Annotated in this window: 23 protein-coding genes; 10 read left to right on the forward strand and 13 right to left on the reverse strand. The window is 70.4% G+C overall.

Annotation, left to right across the window (positions count from 1 at the left end; all coding sequences use genetic code 11):
- The 3 genes from ACWDU4_RS21500 to ACWDU4_RS21510 form a co-directional block, all read right to left on the reverse strand.
- The gene (locus ACWDU4_RS21500) at positions 1–1287 is read right to left on the reverse strand and encodes an HRDC domain-containing protein (protein ID WP_450115944.1); all 1287 of its coding nucleotides are present in this window, start codon (positions 1285–1287) and stop codon (positions 1–3) included.
- 11 nt (positions 1288–1298) lie between these two features.
- Positions 1299–2744 (reverse strand): WS/DGAT/MGAT family O-acyltransferase, encoded by a 1446-nt coding sequence (locus ACWDU4_RS21505; RefSeq protein WP_450115945.1) that lies wholly within the window; start codon positions 2742–2744, stop codon positions 1299–1301.
- A gap of 66 nt (positions 2745–2810) precedes the next feature.
- On the reverse strand, positions 2811–3386 hold the full coding sequence (locus ACWDU4_RS21510) for a DUF3000 domain-containing protein (RefSeq protein ID WP_450115971.1): 576 nt from the start codon (positions 3384–3386) through the stop codon (positions 2811–2813).
- A 307-nt stretch (positions 3387–3693) separates the two neighbouring features.
- Here ACWDU4_RS21510 and hemE point away from each other — a divergent pair, with 307 nt between their 5' ends.
- From hemE to ACWDU4_RS21545, 7 genes are all read left to right on the forward strand, one after another.
- A complete protein-coding gene (hemE, locus tag ACWDU4_RS21515; RefSeq protein WP_450115946.1) occupies positions 3694–4791 on the forward strand; it encodes a uroporphyrinogen decarboxylase in 1098 nt (365 codons plus the stop codon).
- Positions 4788–6140, forward strand: coding sequence for a protoporphyrinogen oxidase (locus ACWDU4_RS21520; RefSeq protein ID WP_450115947.1), 1353 nt, complete (start codon positions 4788–4790; stop codon positions 6138–6140). The genes hemE and ACWDU4_RS21520 overlap by 4 nt, the downstream gene beginning before the upstream one ends.
- 4 nt (positions 6141–6144) lie before the next feature.
- Positions 6145–6840 carry a hydrogen peroxide-dependent heme synthase gene (gene hemQ / locus ACWDU4_RS21525; protein WP_450115948.1) on the forward strand — a complete coding sequence of 232 codons (696 nt, stop codon included), beginning with the start codon at positions 6145–6147 and terminating at the stop codon, positions 6838–6840.
- Positions 6841–6998: 158 nt separating this feature from the next.
- Positions 6999–8129, forward strand: coding sequence for an endonuclease/exonuclease/phosphatase family protein (locus ACWDU4_RS21530; RefSeq protein ID WP_450115949.1), 1131 nt, complete (start codon positions 6999–7001; stop codon positions 8127–8129).
- A 53-nt stretch (positions 8130–8182) separates the two neighbouring features.
- Positions 8183–10459 carry a molybdopterin-dependent oxidoreductase gene (locus tag ACWDU4_RS21535; RefSeq protein WP_450115972.1) on the forward strand — a complete coding sequence of 759 codons (2277 nt, stop codon included), beginning with the start codon at positions 8183–8185 and terminating at the stop codon, positions 10457–10459.
- Positions 10460–10587: 128 nt separating this feature from the next.
- Entirely contained in the window at positions 10588–11439 is an 852-nt protein-coding gene (locus ACWDU4_RS21540) for an SDR family oxidoreductase (RefSeq protein WP_450115950.1), read from the forward strand.
- 194 nt (positions 11440–11633) lie between these two features.
- Entirely contained in the window at positions 11634–12827 is a 1194-nt protein-coding gene (locus ACWDU4_RS21545; RefSeq protein WP_450115951.1) for a serine hydrolase domain-containing protein, read from the forward strand.
- A gap of 2 nt (positions 12828–12829) precedes the next feature.
- Here ACWDU4_RS21545 and ACWDU4_RS21550 read toward each other — a convergent pair whose 3' ends face one another.
- Genes ACWDU4_RS21550 through ACWDU4_RS21570 form a run of 5 tightly spaced genes read right to left on the reverse strand, consistent with a single transcriptional unit; the run spans position 12830 to position 17941 of the window.
- Positions 12830–13789 (reverse strand): lactate/malate family dehydrogenase, encoded by a 960-nt coding sequence (locus ACWDU4_RS21550; protein ID WP_450115952.1) that lies wholly within the window; start codon positions 13787–13789, stop codon positions 12830–12832.
- Positions 13790–13837: 48 nt separating this feature from the next.
- Entirely contained in the window at positions 13838–14287 is a 450-nt protein-coding gene (gene msrB, locus ACWDU4_RS21555) for a peptide-methionine (R)-S-oxide reductase MsrB (RefSeq protein ID WP_450115953.1), read from the reverse strand.
- A 28-nt stretch (positions 14288–14315) separates the two neighbouring features.
- On the reverse strand, positions 14316–15554 hold the full coding sequence (locus ACWDU4_RS21560) for a glycosyltransferase family 87 protein (protein WP_450115954.1): 1239 nt from the start codon (positions 15552–15554) through the stop codon (positions 14316–14318).
- Between the two features lie 56 nt (positions 15555–15610).
- A complete protein-coding gene (locus ACWDU4_RS21565) occupies positions 15611–17176 on the reverse strand; it encodes an alpha/beta hydrolase (RefSeq protein ID WP_450115955.1) in 1566 nt (521 codons plus the stop codon).
- 3 nt (positions 17177–17179) lie between these two features.
- Positions 17180–17941, reverse strand: coding sequence for a pyrimidine reductase family protein (locus tag ACWDU4_RS21570; protein ID WP_450115956.1), 762 nt, complete (start codon positions 17939–17941; stop codon positions 17180–17182).
- Between the two features lie 34 nt (positions 17942–17975).
- Here ACWDU4_RS21570 and zapE point away from each other — a divergent pair, with 34 nt between their 5' ends.
- On the forward strand, positions 17976–18989 hold the full coding sequence (gene zapE / locus ACWDU4_RS21575; RefSeq protein ID WP_450115957.1) for a cell division protein ZapE: 1014 nt from the start codon (positions 17976–17978) through the stop codon (positions 18987–18989).
- Positions 18990–19012: 23 nt separating this feature from the next.
- Positions 19013–20104, forward strand: coding sequence for an NAD(P)H-dependent amine dehydrogenase family protein (locus ACWDU4_RS21580; RefSeq protein ID WP_450115958.1), 1092 nt, complete (start codon positions 19013–19015; stop codon positions 20102–20104).
- On the opposite strand, the gene ACWDU4_RS21585 is transcribed toward ACWDU4_RS21580, so the two are convergent.
- Genes ACWDU4_RS21585 through ACWDU4_RS21595 form a run of 3 tightly spaced genes read right to left on the reverse strand, consistent with a single transcriptional unit; the run spans position 20101 to position 22315 of the window.
- Positions 20101–20631 (reverse strand): N-acetyltransferase family protein, encoded by a 531-nt coding sequence (locus tag ACWDU4_RS21585; RefSeq protein ID WP_450115959.1) that lies wholly within the window; start codon positions 20629–20631, stop codon positions 20101–20103. The two genes, ACWDU4_RS21580 and ACWDU4_RS21585, sit on opposite strands and share 4 nt — an antisense overlap.
- Positions 20628–21065, reverse strand: a complete 438-nt coding sequence (locus ACWDU4_RS21590) for a hypothetical protein (protein WP_450115960.1) — start codon at positions 21063–21065, stop codon at positions 20628–20630. Before ACWDU4_RS21590 ends, ACWDU4_RS21585 begins: the two co-directional genes overlap by 4 nt.
- Positions 21066–21124: 59 nt before the next feature.
- Positions 21125–22315, reverse strand: a complete 1191-nt coding sequence (locus ACWDU4_RS21595; RefSeq protein ID WP_450115961.1) for an MFS transporter — start codon at positions 22313–22315, stop codon at positions 21125–21127.
- A 113-nt stretch (positions 22316–22428) separates the two neighbouring features.
- On the opposite strand from ACWDU4_RS21595, the gene ACWDU4_RS21600 reads away from it, so the two are divergent.
- Positions 22429–23823 (forward strand): GH1 family beta-glucosidase, encoded by a 1395-nt coding sequence (locus tag ACWDU4_RS21600; RefSeq protein WP_450115962.1) that lies wholly within the window; start codon positions 22429–22431, stop codon positions 23821–23823.
- Here the strand turns inward: ACWDU4_RS21600 and ACWDU4_RS21605 are convergent.
- Positions 23813–24274: an RDD family protein gene (locus tag ACWDU4_RS21605; protein ID WP_450115963.1), complete on the reverse strand. Its 462-nt coding sequence runs from the start codon at positions 24272–24274 to the stop codon at positions 23813–23815. The genes ACWDU4_RS21600 and ACWDU4_RS21605 overlap by 11 nt on opposite strands.
- On the reverse strand, positions 24271–25059 hold the full coding sequence (locus tag ACWDU4_RS21610; protein WP_450115964.1) for a hypothetical protein: 789 nt from the start codon (positions 25057–25059) through the stop codon (positions 24271–24273). The genes ACWDU4_RS21605 and ACWDU4_RS21610 overlap by 4 nt, the downstream gene beginning before the upstream one ends.
- Between the last annotated feature and the right edge of the window lie 217 nt (positions 25060–25276).

Below are 25276 nucleotides of genomic sequence, written 5' to 3' on the forward strand. Positions count from 1 at the left end.
TCAGCGCCCGGCTGTGTCCCGGTTCACGCTCAGGGCGTGTGCGAGAACCGGTGTGGTCAGCTCGCGCTGCCACGGTCGGGCGTCACCTTCGGCCAGCGCGGCGTCGACGAAGTCCTCCAGAGCCGAGGCGCTTTCGCCGCGGTGGTCGGCCGGGTCGAAGTCCCAGCACAGCCGGCGGACCAGCTCCGGGGTCAGCAGGTTCTCGACGGGTACGTGCACCCGCTCGCTCAGCGCGGACATCTCGCTGCGGGCCGCGGTGAGTCGATCGGCGGCTTCGGGGTGCTTGCGGGCCCAGCGATTGGCCGGCGGTGGACCGGTGAACGGTTGGGTGAGGGGCGGCAGGTCCGCCTCGGGCAGCGCGCGGGCCCGTTCCAGCGCCTGCAGCCACACCCGCGAGGACCGGCGCTGGCGAGGGCCGCCGAAGACCGGCAGTGCGCGCAGGGCGTCCACCGACCTCGGGTTCGCGCTCGCGGCCGCGACGATCGCCGAATCGGGCAGGATCCGGCCCGGAGCGATGTCCCGTCGGCTCGCGATCTCGTCGCGTGCCTGCCACAGTTCCCGAACCGCGGCGAGCTGCCGGGGTGACTTGAGGGAGTGGATCTGCGAGGTGCGACGCCAGCGGTCGGACTTCGGCTTCGGCGGACCGGCGAGGCGAACGTGCTCGAATTCCTGTGCCGCCCATGCGGCCTTTCCCTGAGCATCGAGCTCGGCGGCCATCGCGTCACGCAACTCCACCAGCACCTCGACGTCGAGAGCCGCGTAGTTGAGCCACGATTCGGGCAGCGGTCGGCGGGACCAGTCGTCGGCGCCGTGCCCCTTGCGCAGTTCGAGGCCCAGCATCCGTTCGACGATCGCTGCCAGCCCGACCCGATCGAAGCCGGCGAGCCGCCCGGCGAGCTCGGTGTCGTAGAGGACGGCCGGGCGCAGGCCGAGCTCCGCCATCCCGGGCAGGTCCTGATCGGCGGAGTGCAGCACCCATTCGAGCGGATTGATCGCCTCGGCGAGCGGGCCGAGATCGGCGGCGATCGGGATCGGGTCGACCAGCACGGTACCGGCACCCGCGCGCCGGAACTGCAGCAGGTAGGCACGATTGGAGTAGCGGAAGCCCGAGGCACGTTCGGCGTCGACGGCGAGCGGCCCGGTGCCTGCCGCGAGGCGGGCCGCCGCCTCCGCGGCCATCCGGGGAGAGTCGACGACCTCGGGCAGTCCGTCCGCCGGGGTCAGGAGGGGGACCGCGGCGTGCGGGGGCTCGGGGTCGCTCGACCCGGACGTGGACGACTCAGCCATGGACAGTGACTTTACGGCTCCACGGTTCGTGGCTGCTGGAGGGTCGTTTTTCGGGGTCGCTTCCGGGATTTCGCGCGCGCCGCGGCGGCCAGGTCGTCGAGTGCCGGCTCGAACGCGTCGGCGAGGTCCCACAGGTGCGGGGCAAGTTCCCGGCACGAGGTCAGACCCACGTTGAGGCTGCCGTCGAGCGACATCACTGTCACGTTCAGGCCGTTGCCGTGGAAGATCGGGCCGAGCGGATACATCGCGGTGATCCGGGCCCCGAGGAGATACAGGGGGACCGACGGTCCGGGCACGTTGGAGGTGATCAGGTTGGTGACCACCGGATGACGCTCCGCGAGACGCAGCGATGCGTACGCCCGCATCACGCCGCCGAACAGGGTGGGGGCCGCGAACTGGGACCAGTCCTGCAGCAGTGTCGCGCCGAGCGACGCGTTGTGCGACTTGACCATCGTGTTGTGGCTGTTGGTCTGCATCAGTCGCTCCACCGGATCGGCGATCTGGGTGCCCAGCTGGGTGAACATCCCCGAGAGCTGGTTGGTGCCCGGCCGATCGGAGAGGTCGTGGACGGACACCGGCACCATCGCCACCAGCGAGCTGTCCGGCAGTTCGTCGCGGGCCTCGAGGTAGCGGCGCAGCGCCCCGCCGACCATCGCCGTGACCACGTCGTTGACCTTGACGTCGAAGGTGTTCTTGACCAGCTTCACCTTCTCGAGGTCGAGTTGTGCCCAAGCGACGGTGCGGTGCCCGGTGATCGCGCTGTTGAAGGAGGTTCGCGGCGCCGTGAACGGCGCGGGCATCGCCTCGCCGCGGCGTGCCCGGCGGATCCACTTGGGCAGCAACGTGACTCCGCCCGGCAGTGCCCGCGCCACCTTCAACGGCCGGGTGGCGAACCCGATCAGCCCGCTGACCGCCAGGTCGAGGGTGCCGCCGGGCCCCGCGCCGCGCTGCTCCGGGTCGGGTTCGGGCCGGGGCGCGTCGGGGGTCAGGCTGCACAGCTGGGCGAGCACCATCGCGGCGGTGACGCCGTCGACGTTGGCGTGGTGCATCTTCGTCATCAGCGCGACCGACCCGTCCGCGACGCCTTCGATCACCCACATCTCCCACAACGGGATCGTGCGATCCATCTGCTGACTGGCGATGTGGCCGCACAGTTCCTCGAGTTCGTCGCGACCGCCCGGCGCGGGTACCGCCACCCGGTGCAGGTGCCGGTCGATGTCGAAGTCGGTGTCGTCGATCCAGGCCGGATGGTCGAGGTTGAACGGCGAGTCGTACAGCTTGCGGCGGAAACTCGGCATGTCGCGCAGGCGATCCGCCAGTTCGGCCTTGAAGGCGGGATAGCTGTAGCCGCCGGGGACGGTCGAGACGTCGAGGATCACAAGGCCGCACACGTGTAGCAACTGTGTGGGTGTCTCGAGGTAGAGGAACGTGGAATCCAGACCGCTCAGTCTCTCCATCGGTACATGCTAAAGCGGGTGCCGGCGTGTGGACCGGCGAACGGACAGGCGGTGACCGATGCCACCTCAGCGACCGAGTTGGGTGATCCCGGCCGGGGGCAGGCCCGCAGCGGCCGCGAGTACCTCGCAGAACGCCTCGACGTGCGGGGCGAGCGATGCGGTCGCGGCGGTCCAGGACGCGCGCAGTTCGAGCTGGTGCGCCCGCGGGGGTCCGGCGATGTCGCCGTAGCGGACCGAACTGGTCGCGGTGACCGTGCCGCCGAGCGCGGTCACGTGCTCGTGGTGGGCGTCGAGCGCGTCGACCAGCCAACTCCACGCCACCTCCGGGAGCAGCGGGTCGGCGGCGAGGTCCGCTTCGAGATCGGCCTGGATGTACGCGACGAGCCGCATCGTGCCGTTCCATGCCTCGTCCCCGGCCGGGTCGTACAGCAGGATCAGCCGCCCGAACGCGTCACCCTCGGATTCCTCGGAGACGATGTCGGAGTCCGGGTGCCGGACCTCCGCGCCGATCGCGTAGCTGTACGGGGCCAGCCGCTGGGGCGGGCGGATGGGGCCGATCTCGATCTGCGGATGGACCGATGCCGTGTGCATCGACTCGACGGCGCTGCGGAACTGCGCTGGCTCGGCGTTGGGTCCGGACATGGTCACCAGTCGGACGGTAGACCGGTCCCGACGGGCCGCGCGGTAGGCGCGCCGGTCCGGGGGTGAGCCCCGGCAAATAAAACTGTCGTCTGACAGGTATTGCGGAAAAGATTCGGGCCGAGACGTGCGGTAATAGCGCGTAGCGTGCGATCGAAGGTCGGACCCGAGGTCCAACAGTGGAGGTGCGTCGAGGCGGCCACCGTGCACCGTCGCGCCGGTCGAGTGGGCCGCCGTCTTTGGGTGTCGCACGCGGGCGTCTGGCAGCATGGCCACCACAGGACGAATCGGGCGACGAGCGTTGGGACACATGAGCGATCTGGAAGACACGAATTCGGCGATGGCCACCGGGGCGCGGTATCCGTACCGCAGGCGCCTGACCGACGCACCGCTCCTGGCGGCCGCATCGGGTCGCCGGCCCGTCCACCGTCCGGTGTGGTTCATGCGTCAGGCCGGGCGTTCCCTACCCGAGTACCGCGAGATCCGCGCAGGCATCGGCATGCTCGAATCGTGCTTCAACCCCGAACTGGTCTGTGAGATCACCATGCAGCCGGTCCGTAGGCACAAGGTCGACGCCGCGATCCTGTTCTCCGACATCGTGGTTCCGCTCAAGGCCGCCGGGGTCGATCTCGACATCGTCGCCGGCACCGGCCCGGTCGTGGCGAACCCGGTGCGCACCGCGTCCGACGTCGCGGCGTTGCCCCGGCTGCGTCCGGAGGAGGTCGGCGCGGTCACCGAGGCCATCTCGCTGCTCACCACCGAACTCGGCGGCACCCCGCTGATCGGGTTCGCGGGCGCGCCGTTCACGCTGGCGTCGTACCTCGTGGAAGGCGGCCCGAGCCGCAACCACGAGCGCACCAAGGCGTTGATGCACTCCGACCCGAAGACCTGGCACGCGCTGCTCGGCGCCCTCGCCGACACCACCATCGCCTTCCTCAAGGCGCAGCTGCACGCCGGCGTCGACGCGATCCAGCTGTTCGACTCGTGGGCCGGAGCGCTGTCGCTGGCCGACTACCGCACGTTCGTGCTCCCGCACTCGCAGCGGGTGTTCGCCGAGATCGCCGAGGCCGGGGTGCCGCGCATCCACTTCGGGGTCGGCACCGGCGAACTGCTCGGGGTGATGGGGGAGGCCGGCGCCGACGTCGTCGGCGTCGACTGGCGGGTCCCGCTCGACGAGGCCGTCCGGCGGGTCGGACCGGGGAAGGGGCTGCAGGGCAACCTCGACCCGGCCGTGCTGTTCGCGGGCTGGCCTGCGATCGAGAAGGAGGTGCGCCGCATCGCCGGGGAGGCCGACCGGGCCCTCGCGTCCGGCGCCACCGGGCACATCTTCAACCTCGGCCACGGCGTGCTGCCCGACACCGATCCGGCGGTCCTGACCGACGTCGTGGAGCTGGTGCATTCGCTGTGACCACCGTTGCGGTCGTCGGGGGCGGCATTTCCGGACTCGCCGCGGCGTACCGGCTCCGGACCCGGCTCGGCCCGGACGCCCGGATCCTGGTGCTGGAGGAGTCCGACCGGTTCGGCGGAAAGCTGCGCACCGTCCCGATCGCCGGTGACCCGGTCGACGTCGGCGCCGAGGCGTTCATCGCGCGCAGGCCCGAGGTGCCCGCGCTGCTCGCCGAACTCGGCCTGACCGATCAGGTCGAGAATCCTTCGGGAGCACGACCGCTGCTCTGGGCGGACGGCCGGCTGCACCCGCTGCCGACCGGCACGCTGATGGGCATCCCCGCGCGGGCCGATTCGCTGGCCGGTCTGGTCGACGCCGCCACCCTGGCTCGGATCGAGGGCGAACCGTCCACGCCGCTGCAGTGGGACCGCGGCAGCGACGTCTCGGTCGCGGCCCTCGTCGGCGCCCGCTTCGGTGAACAGGTGGTGCGCAGGTCCGTCGACCCACTGCTCGGTGGCGTGTACTCGGGCCTGTCCGACACCGCGAGTGTCCGGGCCGCGGTCCCGGCGCTCGCCGCGGCACTCGACGCGGGCGCGACGAGCCTGACCGAGGCCGTCCGGACGGCATTGCCACCCCAGTCGGACGCGCCGGTGTTCGGCACGCTGCGCGGCGGCTACGGGGTGCTGCTCGACGCCCTGCGGACGGCGTCGGGTGCCGAGTTCCTCGATTACACCCCCGCGACCGGCTTGCGTCCCGCGGGCGACCGCTGGTCGCTGGATCCGGTCGGTGAGGTGGACGGGGTGATCGTGGCACTGCCCGCGGACCGGGCCGCCACCCTGCTCGCGGACGCGGCATCGGAGGCGTCCGCGCAGGCCGCCCGCATCCCGCTCGCGTCGTCCGTCGTCGTCGCCCTTGCGCTGCCGAAAACAGCTGCGCTGCCGGAGAACTCGGGGATCCTCGTCGCGACGGGAGAGGATCTCGCGGCGAAGGCGTTCACGCTGTCGTCGCGCAAGTGGCCGCACCTGGCGCAGCGCGAGGTGACGCTCGCCCGCGCGTCCTTCGGCCGGTTCGGTGACGCGGCGATCGTCGACGCGGACGACGACCAGTTGATCACCCTCGCCCGCGCCGACCTGGCGACCGTCACCGGGGTCACCGACCAACCGGTCGCCGCGTTCGTCCAGCGGTGGCACGGAGGGCTCCCGCAGTACCGCGCCGGGCACCTGGAGATCGTCGACCGCCTGGAGGCGGCGATCGCGGGAGTCGACGGCATCGAGATCGCGGGCGCGATGCTGCACGGCGTCGGCGTGCCTGCCTGTGTCGCCTCCGCCACCACGGCGGCGACGCGGCTCGCGGCGCGGGTGGCAGGATAGGGCCATGGCACGCCTCGATTACGACAAGCTCAATTCCACCCTGCGCTACGCGATGTTCTCGGTGTTCCAGGCCCAGCCCGGTGTCCTCGGTGACGACCGCGCCGCCGCGGTGAAGAACGCCCAGGACTTCTTCGACTCGTTCGAGGACACGGACGTCGTCGTCCGTGGCATCTACGACGTCGCCGGCGTGCGCGCCGACGCGGACTTCATGATCTGGACCCACGCGGAGAAGCTCGAGGATCTGCAGAAGCTGTACGCCGACTTCCGGCGGACCACCGACCTGGGCCAGGCGAGCGACCCGGTCTGGTCGAATGTCGCACTGCACCGTCCGGCCGAGTTCAACAAGAGTCACGTCCCCGCGTTCATCGCCGGCGAGGATCCGGGCAACTACATCTGCGTGTACCCGTTCGTCCGGTCCTACGAGTGGTACCTGCTGCCCGAGGCGGAACGCCGCACGATGCTCGCCGATCACGGGAAGGCCGGGCGCGGCTACCCGGACGTGCGCGCCAACACCGTGCCCGCGTTCGCGCTCGGCGACTACGAGTGGATCCTCGCGTTCGAGGCTCCCGAACTCGACCGGATCGTTGACCTGATGCGTGACCTGCGCGCCACCGAGGCCCGCATGCACGTGCGCGAGGAGACGCCGTTCTTCACCGGCCCGCGCGTGTCGGTCGAGCAGCTGGTCAACTCCCTGCCCTGAGGGACGCCCCGGCGGCCGGGACGGATGGATGCCGTTTCCGGCCGCGCCAGGGCCGTGATGTGACATTCTCCGTGGTGGAACGACGGCGGTACCCCACCTGCATGGGCTGAGGTGCCGTCGTCGGGTGTACAGGGCAGGCCACCACGGAGGGACCCACCATGTCGCATCGCTTCTCCCAGGTCACCAGGCGATTGAGCGTCGTTCTCGCTCTCGCCGCAGTGTTCACCGCCGTGGCACCGGCGGCGGCCGCACCGAACAACGGCGCCCCGCCGGGCGAGCCGAACAACAAGAAGGTCACCGTGATGACCAGGAATCTGTACCTGGGCACGGGGCTGACCGACATCGTGACCGCGACGACGTTCCCGCAGTTCGTCGAGGCGGTCACCCGGGCCCGGCAGAACGTGATCGACACCGACTTCCCGGCGCGCGCCGAGGCGTTGGCGACCGAGATCCAGCGCAGCGGCCCCGATCTGGTCGGGCTCCAGGAGGTCTCGCTGTGGCGGACCCAGACGCCGTCGGACCTCAACGGGCCGAACGCGACCACCCCGTTCCAGGACTTCCTCGCGATCCTGCAGACCGAACTCGCCGAACGCGGCCTGTCGTACACCGCGGTCGCGACGTCGACCAACGCGGACGTCGAGGCCCCGTACCTGGACCCGGCCGCGCCGGTGAATCCCGCGGTCGGCCTGCCGCTGTCGGACATCCGGCTCACCGACCGCGACGTGATCCTGGCCCGCTCCGGGGTGGCCACGTCGAACCCGCAGAACGGCCACTACGCCGCGCAGCTCACCGTGCCCACCGCGGCCGGTAGGCCGGTGACCTTCACCCGCGGCTGGACCTCCGTCGACGCGACCGTGAACGGGGCCGCGTTCCGGTTCTTCAACACCCACCTCGAGACCGAGTCCCCGGCGCCGGCCATCCAGGTCGCGCAGGGCGCCGAGGCGCTCGGAATCGTCAACTCGAGTCCGCTGCCGGTGATCGCCGTCGGCGACTACAACTCCGATGCCGCGGGGACGACGACGCCGACCTACGCGAACCTGATCGCCGGAGGTCTCGTCGACGCGTGGCCCGCCGCCAACCGCTCGGCGGCCGGACAGACCTGCTGCCAGAACGAGCTGCTGACGAACCCGGTCTCGGAGAACGGCACCCGGATCGATCTGGTCCTGACCAAGGGCGACTGGCAGGCCAAGAATGCGACGTTGGTCGGCGCGGAGCCGTTCCGTGCCTCACCGGCGCCGCTGTGGGCGTCCGATCACGCGGGCGTGGTGGCCGAGCTCAAGCTGAAATAGGGGCCGGTGGCACACTGGCCACCGTGACTTCGGAGCCGGTACGGCGCCAGCAGATGGCGCACTGGGGGATGTTCGAGGCGGAAGCCGTCGACGGTGACGTCATCGCAGTGCACCCGTTCGCCGGTGACGCAGACCCGTCGCCGCTGCTGGCCAACGCGATCGGTTCGGTGCGGCACCGGTCCCGGGTCGCCGGGCCTGCGGTGCGCCGAGGCTGGCTCGAACGGGGCCCGGGGCCGTCCGATCGGCGTGGTGCCGACGAGTTCGTCGCCGTGTCCTGGGCGGAGCTGACCGAGCTGCTTTCCGGGGAACTGCGCCGGGTGGTCGACACCCACGGCAACCGCGCGATCTACGGCGGCTCGTACGGCTGGTCGTCGCCCGGCCGGTTCCATCACGCGCAGAGCCAGGTGCACCGGTTCCTGAAGATGCTCGGCGGCTACACCCGCTCCGAGAACAGCTACTCGCTCGGCGCCACCAGCGTGATCATGCCGAGGGTGATCGGCACCCACTGGAAACTGTTCGCCCGCGCCACCAACTGGGACGTCATCGCCCGCGAGACCGACCTGATGGTGTGCTTCGGCGGCGTGCCACTCAAGAACACCGCCGTCAACGACGGCGGCACCAGCAACCACCCGACCCGCGGCGCACTGGACGCGCTGCGCGCCCGCGGCGGTGAGATCGTCTCGATCAGCCCGCTGCGCGACGACATGCACGGTGCGGCGCGGTGGCTGGCGCCGCGGCCCGGCAGCGATGTGGCGATCATGCTGGCGCTGGGCCATGTGCTGGCCACCGAGGGGCTGGCGGACCGGGCGTTCCTCGACCGCTACACCGTCGGCTACGACAAGTTCGAGGACTATCTGCTGGGCCGCAGCGACGGCGTCGCCAAGGATCCCGCGTGGGCGGCGGCGCTGTCCGGCCTGCCCGCGCAGACGATCGTGGACCTCGCGCGCCGGATGGCCGCCGGCCGCACCCTGGTGACGGTGACGTGGTCGCTGCAGCGGGTCCGGCACGGCGAACAGGCACCCTGGGCGGGCGTCACCCTGGCCGCGATGCTCGGCCAGATCGGCCTGCCCGGAGGCGGCTTCGGACACGGCTACGGCTCGATGAACGAGCCCGGCCTCGCCCCGGTGCCGTACCCGCTGCCCACCCTGTTCCAAGGCCAGAATCCGGTGCCGGATTCGATTCCGGTGGCCGCGATCTCGGACCTGCTGCTGAACCCGGGGCAGGAGTACGACTACAACGGCGAACGGCGCACCTTCCCGGACATCCGGCTCGTCTACTGGGCCGGCGGCAATCCGTTCCACCACCACCAGGACCTCGGCCGGTTGCGCCGGGCTCTGGCCCGGCCCGAGACGATCGTCGTCCACGATCCCTACTGGACGCCGATGGCCCGTCATGCCGACATCGTGGTCCCCTCGACCACCGCGCTCGAACGCGACGATCTCTCGTGCACCCGCAACGACCCGCTGCTGGTGGCGATGCAGGCCGCCACGCCGAGGTATGCCGACGCGCGTGACGACTACGACACCTTCTCCGCGTTGGCGCACCGGCTCGGGTTCGGGCACCGCTTCACCGAGGGCCGCACGTCGGGGGAGTGGCTCGAGCACCTCTACGAGCAGTGGCGCAGCTTCGTCCTCGCGGACGGCGGTGAGGCACCCGGGTACGACGAGTTCCGGTCCCGCGGTCACGTGGAGATGCGCACCGAGGACGGCCTGACGCTGCTCGAGGACTTCCGCGCCGATCCGGATCGCAACGCGCTGCGTACCCCGAGCGGGAAGATCGAGATCTTCTCCGTCGACATCGACGGCTTCGGATACGACGACTGCGCCGGGCACCCCACCTGGTACGAGCCGCAGGAATGGCTCGGCGGTGAGCGCGCGGCGACCTATCCGCTGCATCTGATCGCGAACCAGCCGCGCACCCGCCTGCACAGCCAGCTCGACCACGGGCGTACCAGTCAGGCGTCGAAGATTCGCGGGCGAGAGCCGATCCGTATGCATCCCGATGCGGCGGACGCGCGGGGTGTCGCCCCAGGCGACGTGGTGCGGGTGTTCAACGACCGCGGCGCGTGCCTGGCGGGTGTCGTGCTCGACGCCGAGATGCTGCCGGACGTGGTGCAGCTGTCGACGGGGGCCTGGTACGACCCGCTGGACCCGGCCGATCCGAATTCGCTGTGCGTGCACGGCAATCCGAACGTGCTCACCCCGGACATCGGGACATCGAGATTGGCGCGTGGCAGCACCGGCCAGCACGTGCTGGTGGAGATCGAGAAGTTCGAGGGGGAGCTGCCGCCGATCCGGGCCTACGACCCGCCGGTGGTCCGGTCGCCCTGATGCGGCGGATGTGACCGCTCTACGGGATTCTCCGCCCGAATCGTGGTCACGCGAACGGCCCACCCCGCAGGATGGACATGCCGGACGACCTGTCCGCGCCGACATCACGGGAGAGGGCACACACGCCAATGGGGGTTTACGCGGTCACCGGATCCGCATCGGGAATGGGCAACGCGGTCGTCGAGAGGCTGACCGCGGCCGGGCACACGGTTGTCGGCGTCGACATCGCCGGCGCGGACGTCGTTGCCGACCTGTCCACTCCGGAGGGCCGTCGCGCGGCGGCAGAGAAGGTGCTCGCGGCCGCCGGCGGGCGGCTGGACGGGGCGGTGCTGGCGGCAGGGTTGGGACCCACGCCCGACCCGGACCGGCCCCGAATGATCGCGCAGGTCAACTACCTCGGAGTGGTGGAGCTGCTGCAGGCGTGGCGTCCCGCCCTCGCCGCGGCCGGGAACGCCAAGGTGGTGGTCTTCTCCAGCAACTCGACGACCACCACGCCCGCGGTTCCGCGCCGGACCGTGCGCGCGCTGCTGGACGGCGACGCGGACCGCGCAGTCCGTTCGCTGCGGTTCCTCGGCAAGGCGGCCCCGCCGCTCGCGTACGCCGCCTCGAAGATCGCGGTCAGCCAGTGGGTGCGGCGCGCCGCGGTCACCCCCGAGTGGGCCGGCGCGGGAATCCGTCTGAACGCGCTGGCTCCCGGCGCGATCCTCACGCCGCTGCTGGAACGTCAGCTGGCCACCCCGGCCGAGGCGAAGCTGATCAACCGGTTCCCGGTGCCCGTAGGCGGCTTCGGTGATCCCGGCCATCTCGCCGACTGGGCGGTGTTCATGCTGTCGGAGGCGGCCGAGTTCCTCTGCGGCAGCGTGGTGTTCGTCGACGGCGGATCCGACGCCTACTTCCGCCCGAAGGACTGGCCGCGGTCGGTGCCGATCCGCCGGATCGGCGGCTACATGTGGCGGATGTGGGCGTTCTCCCGCCGGTAGCAGCGGCGACCGGCCGCCACCGCGATCCGGTCGCGGCCGCCCGAGAACCCGGCGGCGTGCCGCTGTACGGCGTACGGTGAACGTTCATGAGCCGAAACGGTGCATTTCGGGGACGACGAGACCGAGCACTTCGCGGGCGGCCCGCCCGGCTGGTTCCGGGGCGAACCGCCCGTGCGGCCTGCGCCGCGTTCGCTGTGACACTTCTCCTGGGCGCCTGCTCCGACGACTCGGGTGGCTCGGAGTCGGCGTCCGCATCGGGGACGACGCCCTCCGGAACCGGGACGGCGACTCATACGATCGACCAGGCGACGCTGCAGGCGGCGCTCGAGACGGGCGCGACGGAGTTCCTGTTCCCGGGCGCGGTCGCGTTGCTGCGCACCCCGACCGGCACCGTCACCGCGACCTACGGGACCACCGAACGCGGTGGCGGCGCACCGGCGAACCTCGACGACCACATCCGGGTCGGCTCCAACACCAAGACGTGGACAGCGACCGTGATCCTGCAGATGGTGCAGGACGGCAAGATCGCGGTGTCCGATCCGGTGTCGAAGTACCGGCCGGACGTTCCCGGCGGCGACGGCATCACCATCGAGCAGCTCCTGGACATGCGGTCCGGCCTGTACAACTACAGCGAAACCCCGGAACTCAACGAGGCGCTCGACAACGACCCGCAGCGGGTGTGGACGCCCGATCAGCTGCTTGCGCTCGCCTTCGCGCACCCGCCGTACTTCCCGCCCGGCCAGGGCTACCACTACTCGAACACCAACTACGTGCTGCTCGGCCTGATCGCCGAGCAGCTCGACGGCAAGCCGCTGCCGCAGATCTACCGGGACCGGATCTTCGGTCCCGCGGGGCTGACGAGCACCTCGTTCCCCGACGCGGCTGACACGACGATCCCCACCCCGTACTCGCACGGGTATTTCTTCGGCTCGAACATGCTGACCCTCACCGACCCGGCCCTGCCCGCCGACATGCAGGCCGCGGCGAAGGACGGCACCCTCGCGCCCAAGGACGTCACCAACGCGAACCCGTCGTGGACGTGGGCGGCCGGACAGGGCATCTCCACCGCGAACGACCTCGCGACCTGGGTGGAGGCGCTGGCGGGCGGCAAGGTGCTCGACGCGGACATGCAGGCGAAGCGGATCGCCAGCGTGAAGCCGACCGACCCGAGCAATCCCGAGGCCGCCGGCTACGGCTGGGGGATCGCGAAGATGGGGCCGATGTACGGGCACACCGGTGAGCTGCCCGGGTACAACTCGTTCATGGGATCCGACCCGGAAACGGGTGTCACCCTGGTCGTGTGGGCGAACCTGGCGCCAGGCGCCAACGGCCAGGATCCCGCCTCGACGATCGCGAAGGGCCTGATCGAGAAGATCTACGCGGGCTGAGTTCACAGACCCAGGGCGGCCTGGACCTCGCGCAGCGCGCGGGCGGAGGCCAGCAGACCGTCGGCCTCATCTGAGGACAGCGGGACCTCGAGCGCCCTGGTCGCGCCGCGGCCGTCGACGAGGGTGGGCAGCGAGAGGCACACCCCGTCGATGCCGTGGGCGCCGCGATGCAGCGTCGACACCGGCAGAACGCGATGCTCGTCGCGGAGCACGGCCTCGATGATCCGGGCCGTCGACAGGCCGATGGCGAGGTTCGTCGCGCCCTTGCCCTCGATGATCTCGTAGGCGCTGCGCACCACTTCCGTGGAGATCTCGGCGCACGTGGCCGCGCCGAAGAGCGGCCCGTCGCCCGCGTCGTACCGCAGCGCCGGCACACCGCCGACGGTCGCGCTCGACCACAGGGTGATCTCGGAGTCGCCGTGTTCGCCGACGACCAGGGCGTGCACGTTCTCCACCGCGATCCCGACTCGCTGCGCGATCAGGAACCGGAGTCGTCCGGAGTCGAGCACGGTGCCCGACCCGAAGATGCGTGGTGCCGAGTCGAGCCCGACGGCACGGATCGCGGCGAAGGTGACGATGTCGACCGGGTTGCTGACGAACAGCACCACCGCATCCGGTGACAGGTCGAGCAGGGCGGGGGTGAGTGCCTGCGCGAGTTCGACATTCGCGGCCGCCAGGTCGAGCCGGGACTGTCCCGGCCGCTGCTTGGCGCCCGCGGTGACGACGATCAGGTCCGACCCCGCGGTCACGGCGAGGTCGTCGGAGCCCTCGATCCGGCACGGCGGAGCGAACTGGGTGCCGTGATTGAGGTCGAGCACCTCGGCCCGCACCTTGCCCGCGTTGGTGTCGTACAGCGACAGCGCGTCCGCGGTCCCGCGGATCAGGCAGGCGTACGCGACCGCGGTGCCGACGCTGCCCGCCCCGATGATGGAGACCGTGGACTTGCGGGTGGTTTCCGTCATGGTCCGATCGTCCCCGCCGTCGGGGCTCCGCGCAGTCCCAGTGGCGGCCTACTCGGCGGGAACCAGGCGCAGCGAGATCGAGTTGATGCAGTACCGCTGGTCGGTGGGGGTCGGGTAGCCCTCGCCCTCGAAGACGTGGCCGAGGTGGCTGTGGCAGTTCGCGCACAGCACCTCCACCCGGCGCATGCCGAGCGAGTCGTCCGCGCGCAGGACCACCGCGTCGGTGTCGGCGGGGTCGAAGAAGGACGGCCAGCCGCAATGGGACTCGAACTTCTCCCCGGACGTGAACAGCAACGCATCGCACGCCCGGCAGTGGTACTCGCCGACGGTCTTCGTGTCCGTGTACTCACCGACAAAGGGACGCTCGGTGCCCGCCTGCCGGAGCACCACGTATTCCTCGGGAGTGAGCTTCTCGCGCCACTGCGCGTCGGTGAGCTCGAAGCCGGGTCCGCGGCCGGTGTCGTCGGAGGCCGCGCCGCGGCCGGTGTCGGAAGTCATGGCACCACGCTACTCAGGGTGCGCCGGTTCAGCCGACCGGAACCTTCTCCGGTTCGGGTTCGTCGAACACCGGGTCGATGCCGCGGTCGAGTCGGCCCTCTCGCTTCGCGGTGAGGTAACGGGCCACGAGGACACCGCAGATCACCAGAAGCAGCAGGCTCCAGCCGAGGGTGGTCTTCATGTACTCCGCCGCCCGCCCGGTCGCCGGGAAGTGGCCGGACAGCCAACTGTCGAACGTCATGAACCCGTACACCGCCAGCCAGGCCGGCCAGTTCCGCATCACCGAGTTGCGGAGCACCACGCTCATCAGCAGCGGCAGGAGCATCATCGAGTAGTACATCTGGCCGAGCGAGCCGATCAGGAAGTATGCCGTCATCAGCACGCCGGTCGCGGTGGTGAGGAAGAACAGCCGGTCCTCGCGGTAGTAGCGGTACAGCAGCCACAGCGACACCAGCACCACCACCGCGAAGATCGCCCGCAGCGCCAGGATCATCCAGGTCGGCAGGTCGTAGTAGGCGCCGTTGCCGACGATCGCCGAATTGAAGTAGTCCCGCGACTCCATCAGGTACGGCAGCGTGTGGTGCACGAACTCCATCGGGTCCGCGGACAGCGGCCACGCAATCGCCGTCAGCACGAGTGGGACGCCGACCGCCGTGACGAGGGCACGCCACTGCTTCGTCACCAGTGGCAGCAACAGCAGCGGTGCGAGAACGGGTTTGATCGCGAGTGTCAGCCCGATCGAGACACCGGCCCAGGCGTCCCGGCGACGCAGCAGCAACAGTAGGAACGCCACCTCGCCGAGGAGGATCAGCCCGTTGATGTTGGTGAAGACGAGCGTGTTGGTGACGGTCTCGCTGGCGAACATGCCGAGCAGCAGGATCGGCGCGGCGACGGAGTCGAGGGCGAGCCCGAACATCTTCAGCAGCAGGTAGCCGGCGATGATCACCGCGACCGCGTTGCCGAGGATGAACAGCCAACGCGACCGTTCCGGGTCGATGATCGCGATCGGCGAGAGCAGCAGGGTGCCGCTCGGCGCGTACAGGTAGTGCGGGTCGACCCAGTTGAAGTTCGCGGTGTACACCGGCTGCCGGTTCAGGAACGCCAGCGCCGCCTTGTACACCGGCGTGAAGTCATCCGTGCGGGCTCCGTTGACGGCCTTGACCAGCACTCGATGCAGCACGGTCATGATCGCCAGCGGCCACAGCGCGAACTTCACCACCTCGGCTGTCGTCCGGGCGGTGCGTGGTTCGAGCTGTCGAAGGAACACCGGTGGCACGGTACCCGACCGGAGGGGGTGAACCACCCAAGACACCCACCTCGAACTCAGCCCGGGCAGGCTCCGCCGTCGGGCGGCAGGATCCCGGCCTGCGCGTACCCGGCGACCGCGAGTTGCGCACACTCCGAGTGCGGCAGCGCCGGATGCCCGGATCCGAGCCACGCGATGGTCGCCGTGGGGGTGCCGACCGCCGCGAGCACGCCCGTCGCGGACGAGGAACCGTCACCGGCCACCGGGTCGGCGGCGCCGGCGACGGTGAGGGTGGCTGCCGTCGCGGCATTCGGGGCCGGCGCAGGCGGGGTCGTCGGCCACGATGCGCACAGCAGCAGGTCCAGCGCGCCCTCGGGACCGAACACCGGATACCGCTGACCCCAGTCGGTCATCAGCTCCCGCACCCGACCCGGCGTCGGCCACTGGCGGCCGTCCGAACACCGGGCGACGAACTGTCCGTCGGTGCGCGTCGCGGCGGCGGCCGCGTCGATCCGCCACTGCAGGGCGCTCGTGTCGCCACGGCCGGCGGCCGCGAGCGTGTCCGCGAACTCGCGGACCTGGGTGCCGACGTCGCCGCGCGGGGAACCGAACTGGTCGGTGAGCGCCGTGAGCAGGGCGTTCGCCGAGACCTGCCCGAGATCGCCGCGTCGGGCCCGGTTCGCCAGGTCGGTGACCGCGCCGACCGGATCCAGACCGAGCGCACATTCGAGTGCCACGCACTGCCGGGCGAAGCCTGTCAGGGCCGCCTCGCGGCCCCGCACCACGGACTCCGCGCCCGTCGCCGCGTCCGCGCCGACGACGGAGGGGGAGTCGAGGACCAGCCTGCCCACCGCGTCCGGGTACTCGGACGCGTACGCCAGCGCGACGTCCACCCCGCTGCCCGTCGCGAGCACGCCGATCCGGTCCACGCCCCATGCGCGGCGCAACTGGTCGAGATCATCGGCGGCGTGCGGGGAGTCGAAGGACAGCTCGTGGGGTTGCAGGAAGTCGGTGCACGCGGTGGTGGCGTCCCGGCCGAGCGCAAGGACGGTGTCGACGGCATCGCCGCCGGCGACGGGCGGCGGAGTGAACTGGCCGAGGTCGAGCATCGCGCGGCGCAGCTCCGCGGTCATCGGATCGGTGCACTCGATCGGCGTCGAGGTGCCGATGCCCCGCCGGTCCAGCGCGACCAGTGGTCGGGTCGAGAGCAGCGATCCGATCGGAGCCGCGGCCAGCGCGGCGAGGGTGCCGGTCGAGGAGCGGTCGGCGCCGGACGTCAGGACGAGGGGAGCGGCGTCGGTCGGGGTCTGCGGCAGGCGGGCCCGCAGCGCGCCGAGGGAGAACGCGCCGTGCATCGCACTGGCGGCGTCGACGGGCGCGGCCAGTTCGGCGCACTCGAGGACCAGCCCGGCCGGTCCGGGGCCCAACCCGAGCACGTCGAGTGTCGACTGCGTGCAGTCCCGCCAGTCCAGGTCGTGGACCGGGACGGGCAGGTCCGGCACCGATCCGGGCAGGTCGCCGCTCGGCTCGGTGGTCGCACGGTCGCGGTGTTCGACGACTGCGACGTCGGGCCGCACGCTGGGCCCCGCGCCGCACGCCGTGCACAGCGCGATGACCAGTGCCGCCAACCCCAGTGTGCGCATGCGTCACAGCCTGCCAGGTCGCTCGCGCACCCAGCGGGTCAGCATCGTGCCGTCGTCGTCGGCGAGTACGTGCGCACGGCGCATCGGGCGCGGTGTCGCCGACGGAGACGCCGTGATCCGGCCTGAGGGGCCCGCAACCAGAACCGGTGACGTGGTCAGGCACAGTTCGTCGACGGCGTCGTCCGCGAGCAACTGCCCGAACAGTGTCGGACCGCCCTCGCACAGCACCCGGTGCAGCCCCCGTTCGGCGAGCGCGGCAAGGATTCCGGCGGTCGGGACGCTGCGCTCGCCGACTTCGAGCACGGTGGCCCCGGCCCGGGTGAGTGCGCCGGTGCGCTCGGCCGGTGCCTCGGTGCCGGTCAGGATCAGCGGCGCGACCTCCGTGTCCGTCAGCAGTCGTGAGCTCGGATCGAGGTGCGCACTCGCGGTGACCACCGCGATCGGCGGGACCGGTGCCTGCCCCCGCTCGACGCGCCTGCGGCGGGCGTCGGTGTCCGGGGCCGCGCCGCCGTAGTTCTCGGTCCGCACCGTGGACGCGCCCACGAGAATCACGTCCGCGAGTTCGCGGAGGATCGTGAACAATCGGCGATCTGCGGGCGTGCCGAGCCCACCCGAGGTACCGTCGGTGGCCACGGCGCCGTCGATGCTGGACACGAAGTTCACCCTGATCGACGGCGCGCCACGGTCCGCGGGGTAGGGGTACAGCCCGCGGATCTCTTCGTCGCGGAGTGGTGTGAGGTATCCCTCAATATCGATGCGGCGCATACTGTCGATAACAGCACGTAGATACGCTGTTTACATGCAACAGCGCCTTGTCGATCGTAATCCGGTGGTCCTTGCCGACCAATTGATCGCGCAGATGGTCCCGCCGGCGATGTTCGACGAGGTGAGTTTCGGCTCGTACATCCCCGATCCGAACGAGCCGAGCCAGGCCGCCGCAGTCCGCAAGGCGGAGGAGTTCGCAGGCAAGGTCGCGAAGATTCGCTCCGGCGGCCGCCGCGGTCTCTTCGGCAAGAAGGCGCCGTCGACCGGCGCAGGCCTCTACCTCGACGGCGGGTTCGGTGTCGGCAAGACCCACCTGCTGGCGTCGATCTTCCACAGCTCGCCCAGCCCGAAGGCGTTCGGCACGTTCGTCGAGCTCACCCACGTCGTCGGTGCGCTCGGCTTCAACAACGCCGTCGAGCAGTTGTCGAGCCACAGCGTGCTGTGCATCGACGAGTTCGAGCTCGACGATCCGGGCGACACGATGCTCGTGTCCCGGCTGCTGACCGAGCTCTCCTCCCGCGGTGTGTCGATCGTCGCGACGTCGAACACCCTGCCCGGCCAGCTCGGCGAGGGCCGGTTCGCCGCCCAGGACTTCCTGCGCGAGATCAAGAAGCTCGGCTCGATCTTCGAGACCATCCGCGTCGACGGCCCCGACTACCGGCACCGCGACCTGCCGCCGGCTCCGGAGCCGATCTCGTCGGAGGAGCTGCGCGAGCGCGCCGAGTCCACCCCGGGGGCGACCCTCGACAACTTCGACGAGCTGTGCACGCACCTGAGCACCCTGCACCCCTCGCGATACAACAAGCTGATCCAGGACGTCACCGCGGTGTTCCTCGACGGCGTGCACCCCGCACAGGACCAGTCGGTGGCACTGCGCCTGGTGGTCCTTGCCGACCGTCTCTACGACGCCAGCATCCCGGTGACCGTCTCCGGTGCGAAGCTCGACGAGATCTTCACCCCCGAGATGCTGGCCGGTGGCTACAAGAAGAAGTACCTGCGCGCCACCTCGCGTCTGCTCGCGTTGTCGCGTTTCGAGGTCCCGGCCTAGCCTTCGCACCTACCATCTGCGCCATGACGTTTCGCGTGGTGCAGTGGGCGACGGGTGGGGTCGGGAAAGCGGCGATCGAGGCGGTGCTTCGGCATCCGGAACTCGAACTGGTTGGCTGCTGGGTGCATTCGGCCGACAAGTCCGGGCGGGACGTCGGCGAGCTGATCGGCGGCGACCCCGTCGGTGTCCTGGCGACCGACGACGCCGACGCGTTGCACGCGCTCGACGCCGACTGCGTGATCTACAGCCCGCTCGTCGCGGACAAGAAGGTCGTCGCGTCCCTGCTGGCGTCTGGTAAGAACGTCGTCACTCCACTCGGCTGGTTCCGTCCCGCCGAGCGCGACGCCGCACTCGAGCAGACCGCCCGCGACGCGGGGGTCACATTGCACGGCACCGGCATCGACCCCGGTGGCATCACCGACCTGTTCCCGCTCGCGCTGTCCGCGATGACGTCCGCCGTCACCTTCGTCCGCGCCGAGGAGTTCTCCGATCTGCGCGGGTACGCGGCACCGGATGTGCTGCGGTGGGTCATGCGATTCGGCGGCACGCCCGAGGAAGCCGCGGACGGTCCGATGCTCGGGTTGCTGACCGGTGGGTTCACCCAGTCGCTGCGGCTGATCCTCGACGGCATGGGATTCGACCCGGGCGCCGAGATCCGTACCGGCCACGAGATCGCGGTGGCGACGACGCCCATCGACAGCCCGCTCGGGGTGATCGAACCGGGAGCCGTTGCCGCGCAACGCTTCCGGTGGGACGCCCTGATCGACGGCGAGCCGGTCGCGCGGGTCGCGGTGAACTGGCTGATGGGAGAGGAAAACCTCGATCCGCCGTGGACGCTCGGCCCGGCCGGGGAACGCTACGAGGTGGCGATCGAGGGCACCCCGAGTTCGCTGATGACGTTCACCGGGTTCAACTCCGACGCGATCGCCCGAGCGGAACACCCCGGTCGCTCCGCGGGCTCCGCTCCTGCCGACCCCAACCCCGGCATCGTCGCCACCGCCAATCACCTGGTGAACTCGGTGCCGTACGTGTGCCGCGCGGAACCGGGCATCAGGACCTACCTGGACCTGCCGCTGATGACCGGCCGTGCCCACCCGAAGCTGGGGCCGCGCTAGAAACCTCGCTGCAGGACGAAATCGTGATGCAGTTGGTCACCGACCTTGAAGCGTTTGGTCCCCGCCCGGCCGAAGCCCTGCTTCGCGTAGAAGCGTTGGGCCCGAAGGTTCTCCTGGTTGACGCCCAACCAGACACCGGCGACCCCCGCGCTCCGGGCGTGCTCGAGGGCCGCGGCCATGAGGTGGTGCGACACCCCTTCGCCGTGGTGATCGGGGAGTACGTACAGCTTGCTGATCTCGACGGTGGGCAGCACCGTCACCGCGGCCCGGACGTCCGCATCGTCCGGGAGGCCGTCGACGAGCATCGCGTACCCGACGATGCTGCCGTCGATGACGGCCTTGAGCACCGTCCGGTCGGGCGCGGCGAGGTACTCGGTGAACCGCTGCTCGGACAGCACCGTCGCGAGGAAGTCGTCGACGTCGTCGGCGGTGACCGACGGCGGGCAGGCGAGCGGGAAGGTGACCGCGGCGACGGCGGCGAGTTCGGCGGCGTCGGAGGCGGCGGCGGTGGAGACGGTGACGGTCACAGCTGCGCCACCGTGTCCTTGGCCTGGCGCAGGCTCATCCCGGTGTGTTCGCAGAGCAGTCGCGCTGCCTTCGTCTCCTGGCCCGCGTCCTTCAGTGCCCGCAGTTCCGGCGCGAGGTCGGACCAGCCCCCGCTGGGTGGCACACTGTCGGGCCCTGCGGTCGGAACCCATTCGCCGCGCGTGACGGCGTCGATCGCCGCCTTCGCGTCGGCGAGTCCGAGTCCGGTGCGCTCACGCAGCAGCTTGATGGCATGAACCTGCTGGTGGTCGGCGACGAGGCGTTCGATCCGATCTCGGGTCCCGAGGTCGAGGCCCCGGATGAAGGGGTTGTGCGGGTTCGGGAGTGGGGTCTTGCGGCGAGTCAGCAACCACACGGTGACGACGGCGACGTCGACGAGTACGAGCATCACGATGAGCCAGCCCCAGTTCGGCATGGTGCCAGTCAACCACTACCCGGAGCGGTCAGGGGAAGTCGGTGTCCCGGGTTGCCTCGCTATCCGGCGCGGTCCGCGGAGAACGGAGCCCGCCGTACGCGGTCCGGGTGGAACGCAGGCGCGAGAACGATCAGGGCGACGGCGAACGCGAGTGGGATCGCGAAGCCGACCCTCAGGTTGGACACCGCCGCGACCGCCCCGACGATGCCGCCGCCGATCACCGTGCCCGCGTAGTTGAACAGATTCAGGCGTGCCACGACGGCATCTGTCTGGTCGGGCGGGGCGAGACGTCCGGCCGCGCTGAAGCACAGCGGTGCGACGACCGGTGCACCGAGACCGACGACGAGGAACCCGACGATGGCCATCGCGGGACCGGTCGCGAACACGACCACCAGCAGTCCGATCGCGCCGATGGAGGCGCCGACCCGGACCACCGCGATCTCGCCGTATCGGCGCACCCAGAAGTCGCCGGTCAGGCGGGACACCAGCCCGGCGCCCTGGTAGGCGGCCACCGCGAGGGCCGCGGTGCTCGCACTGGCCAGCAGCAGGTCCTTGAGATACAGCGCGGACCAGTTGCCGACGGCAAAGTCGATTGCGAAGAACAGGGCCATCGCGACACCGAGCGCGAGAAACGGACGCAGCGGCACGGACAGCGGGGCGGCGGGGGAGTCGAACTTCTCGTGACCAGTGACGAGCAGTCGGGGGCCGAGCAGCGCGGTCCCGACCGCGACGACCGCGGCGGCGACGAGCAGCGACACCCCCAGGCTCACGTCGAGTCCGGCGCAGGCCGAGACGAAAAGGGCGCCGACGATTGCACCGACACTCCACACCGCGTGGAACGACGACAGAATCGACCGGCCGTACCGGTGCTGGATCGCGACCGCCTGCATGTTGGCGGCGGCGTCGACCATGCCGAGACCGATCCCGTACACGGCGAAGCCGGCGAAGAATGCAACCGTGTTGTGGGAGAACGAGATACCCGCGCCTGCCACCGCGATCACGGACAGTCCCGCGCGCAACGTGGTCCTGCTCGACGTGCGGGTGGCCACGAACTCGGCGAGCACGCTGCCGACGCCGGCGACGAGCGAGACGGTGACGACGGCGACGACGATCGTCGTGTCCGTGAACCCGAACTTGTCCTTGAACTGGGGGAGCTGGGTCAGCAGGACCGCGAGGAAGAAACCCTGAAGCGCGAACGCCCCCGCGGTGGACACGCGGGCGCTGCGGTGCTCGGGCGTGGGGTGCGTCATCAGGTCGTAAGTGCTTTCGCCGGGCCCGCCGACATCAGTGATCGAGCGGGCAGTTGTTCACGAATTGAAACACCACACTGGACGTGCGTCCAGGAAACGGTCAGACTCCGTCCATGACTGTCGCCGAACCGATGCTTCCGAACGACTTCCTGTGGGGGGTCGCCGCGGCCGCCTACCAGATCGAGGGCGCCGTCGACGTCGACGGCCGGGGCCGGTCGATCTGGGACGAGTTCTGCGAGCGGCCGGGCGCGATCGTGCGCGGCGAGAGCGGCGCGGTCGCGATCGACCACTACCACCGGTATCGCGAGGACGTCGCGCTGATGCGTGAACTCGGCGCCGGCGCGTACCGGCTGTCGGTGTCGTGGCCGAGGGTCCAGCCGACCGGCAGCGGCGCCGTCAACGAGGCCGGTCTCGACTTCTACGACCGTCTGATCGACGAACTGTGTGCCGCCGGGATCGCTCCGGCGGTGACGCTGTTCCACTGGGACCTCCCACAGTCGTTGCAGGACACCGGCGGATGGCTCGCCCGCGACACCGCCGCCCGCCTCGCCGAGTACGCCGACATCGTAGGCCGCAGGCTCGGGGACCGGGTCGACATGTGGATGCCACTCAACGAGCCCGTCGTGCACACCCTCTACGGTCACGCGCTCGGCGTGCACGCGCCCGGCCACCAACTCGGGTTCGGTGCCCTGCAGGCGGCCCACCACCAACTGCTCGGGCACGGGTTGGCGGTGCAGGCGCTGCGGGCGGCGGGGTGCGACAACATCGGCATCGCATCCAACCACGCCCCGGTCCACGCGGCCAGTGACGCCGACGCAGACGTCGAAGCCGCCGAGATCTACGACCACATCGTCAACTGGACGTTCGCGGACCCGGTCCTGCGCGGCGCCTACTCCGCGCCCGAACTCGCCGCGATCCTCCAGGGTCCGGTCGAAGACGACCTGAAAATCATTGCGCAGCCGCTGGATTGGTTCGGAATCAACTACTACGAGCCGACCGTCATCGCGGCACCGACGTCGGACGAGGGCAGCACCGGGGTGCTCGAGGTGGACCTGCCGCCCGGCATGCCGTTCCAGCCGGTCTCGCTCGACGGCTACCCGCGTACCGATTTCGGGTGGCCGATCGTTCCCGACGGCCTGCGCGAGATCGTGCAAACCTTCGCCGACCGGTACGGTGACGCCCTTCCTCCCATCTACATCACCGAATCCGGGGCATCCTTCCACGACGCCGACCCGGACGGTGCCGGACGCGTGCGGGATCAGCGCCGCATCGACTACCACCGCGACCACCTGCACGCGCTGCGGTCCGCGATCGACGCCGGAGTGGACGTGCGCGGCTACTTCGTCTGGTCGATCCTCGACAACTTCGAGTGGGCGGCCGGGTACCGGGAACGGTTCGGGCTGGTGCACGTGGACTACGACACCCTCGAGCGAACCCCGAAGGACTCCTACTTCTGGTACCGCGACCTGATCGCCGCGCACGCGGCGAGTCGAACGATCACGCCGTGACGGCGTCGAGGTCCTGCCGCCAGTCGTAGACGACCTCGGTGCGCAGCAGGATGTCCTGCACCGAGCGTCGTCGCGGGTCGAGGACCACCCACAGCAGCCCGACCGGGAAGAACACGCACGTCACGGCGCGCAGAACGGCGATCGGCCAGCCGACCCGGCGGTGCTCGCGGGTGGTCACCCGCAGTCCCATCGCCAGTGATCCGACGGTGCGACCGGTCGTGGCCCAGCATCCGGTCAGGTACACCACCGAGGTCGCCAGCCAGGCGGTGAGTGAAAACAGCGGCGCGGGTTCGGGGAACGTGAACTGGTGCGGCGACAGCAGCAGGCGGACGAAGACCAGTGACAGGTATCCGAGTCCGAGCAGTGCCAGCACCACACCGAGGTCGATGGCCGCGGCGAGGACGCGGGTCACGATTCCGGCGGGACGGCGTTCGGGCAGATCGTGTGTCACAGTTCGGACCCCGCGTCGCCGGCCGGGTATCCGTGATTGTGCCGGTCGCGCCCGAACAGTCGCCCGACGAAGCCTGCGACCGCATCGTCGGCCTGCATGCCCTGACTGCGCACCCCGCGCACCGCCTCCTCGGAGAGTGACCCCGTGGAGTCCCGAATGATCTGGGGCAGGTCGACACCGTCGATGACCTCGTTCGCCAGGCCGAGCAGATCCACCCGCGCGATGATCGCGTCGATGTCGATCCGCCGCGCTATCGCGTCGATGTCGATGCGGGCCGCGGCGGCGTCGAGGTCCACCCGGTCGACCTGCCTGCCGAGGTCCACGGTGTCGACGACGGCGTCGAGGTCCACCCGGCGGATCACGTCGTCGACGTCGACTCGGCGAACGATTGCGTCGACGTCGATGCGGGCCGCGACGGCGTCCACGTCGATGCCCTCCGCGATCGCGTCGAGGTCGACGTGGTCGCGGACGATGCGCGTGAGATCGACCTCGAGCAGCGCGGCCGCCACCACCTCGCGGACGACGGTCCGTAGCACCGTTCGGGCCGCGGCGGTCGCCGTGCGCACCGCCGCCTCGCCGCGGTCGATCGTGGCCGTGGTGACGGAGTCGATCAATCCGCCCACCCCGGGGACCACACGGACGGTGTCCAGGGTGGTCCGGGCGGACCAGCGGACGAGGTCGACGGCGCGGGCCGCAGCGCCGACCGCGAAAAGCAATGCGTCGGCGTCTCGACCGACACCGGCCTGCGGGGCCACCGGCGGGTGAGCGCCGGATGCGGTGACCATGGTGGTGTCCTCTCGACGCAGCGATTGTCTGTCTCCACCAAGTACATACCCGATTCGCAACCGGGTCGGGGGTGTGACGCACACAGATGTCCGCTGTTCGGCGCACAGCAGCACAAACACGTCGGGCCCCCGGAGTTCCGGGGGCCCGACGTGTTGAATTATGGTGCGCAGATCAGGACAACGGCGTGTAGGGAAAGAGGGGGTTAATTGGGGTGTA

This window comes from Rhodococcus sp. NPDC003348 (genome assembly GCF_053589375.1).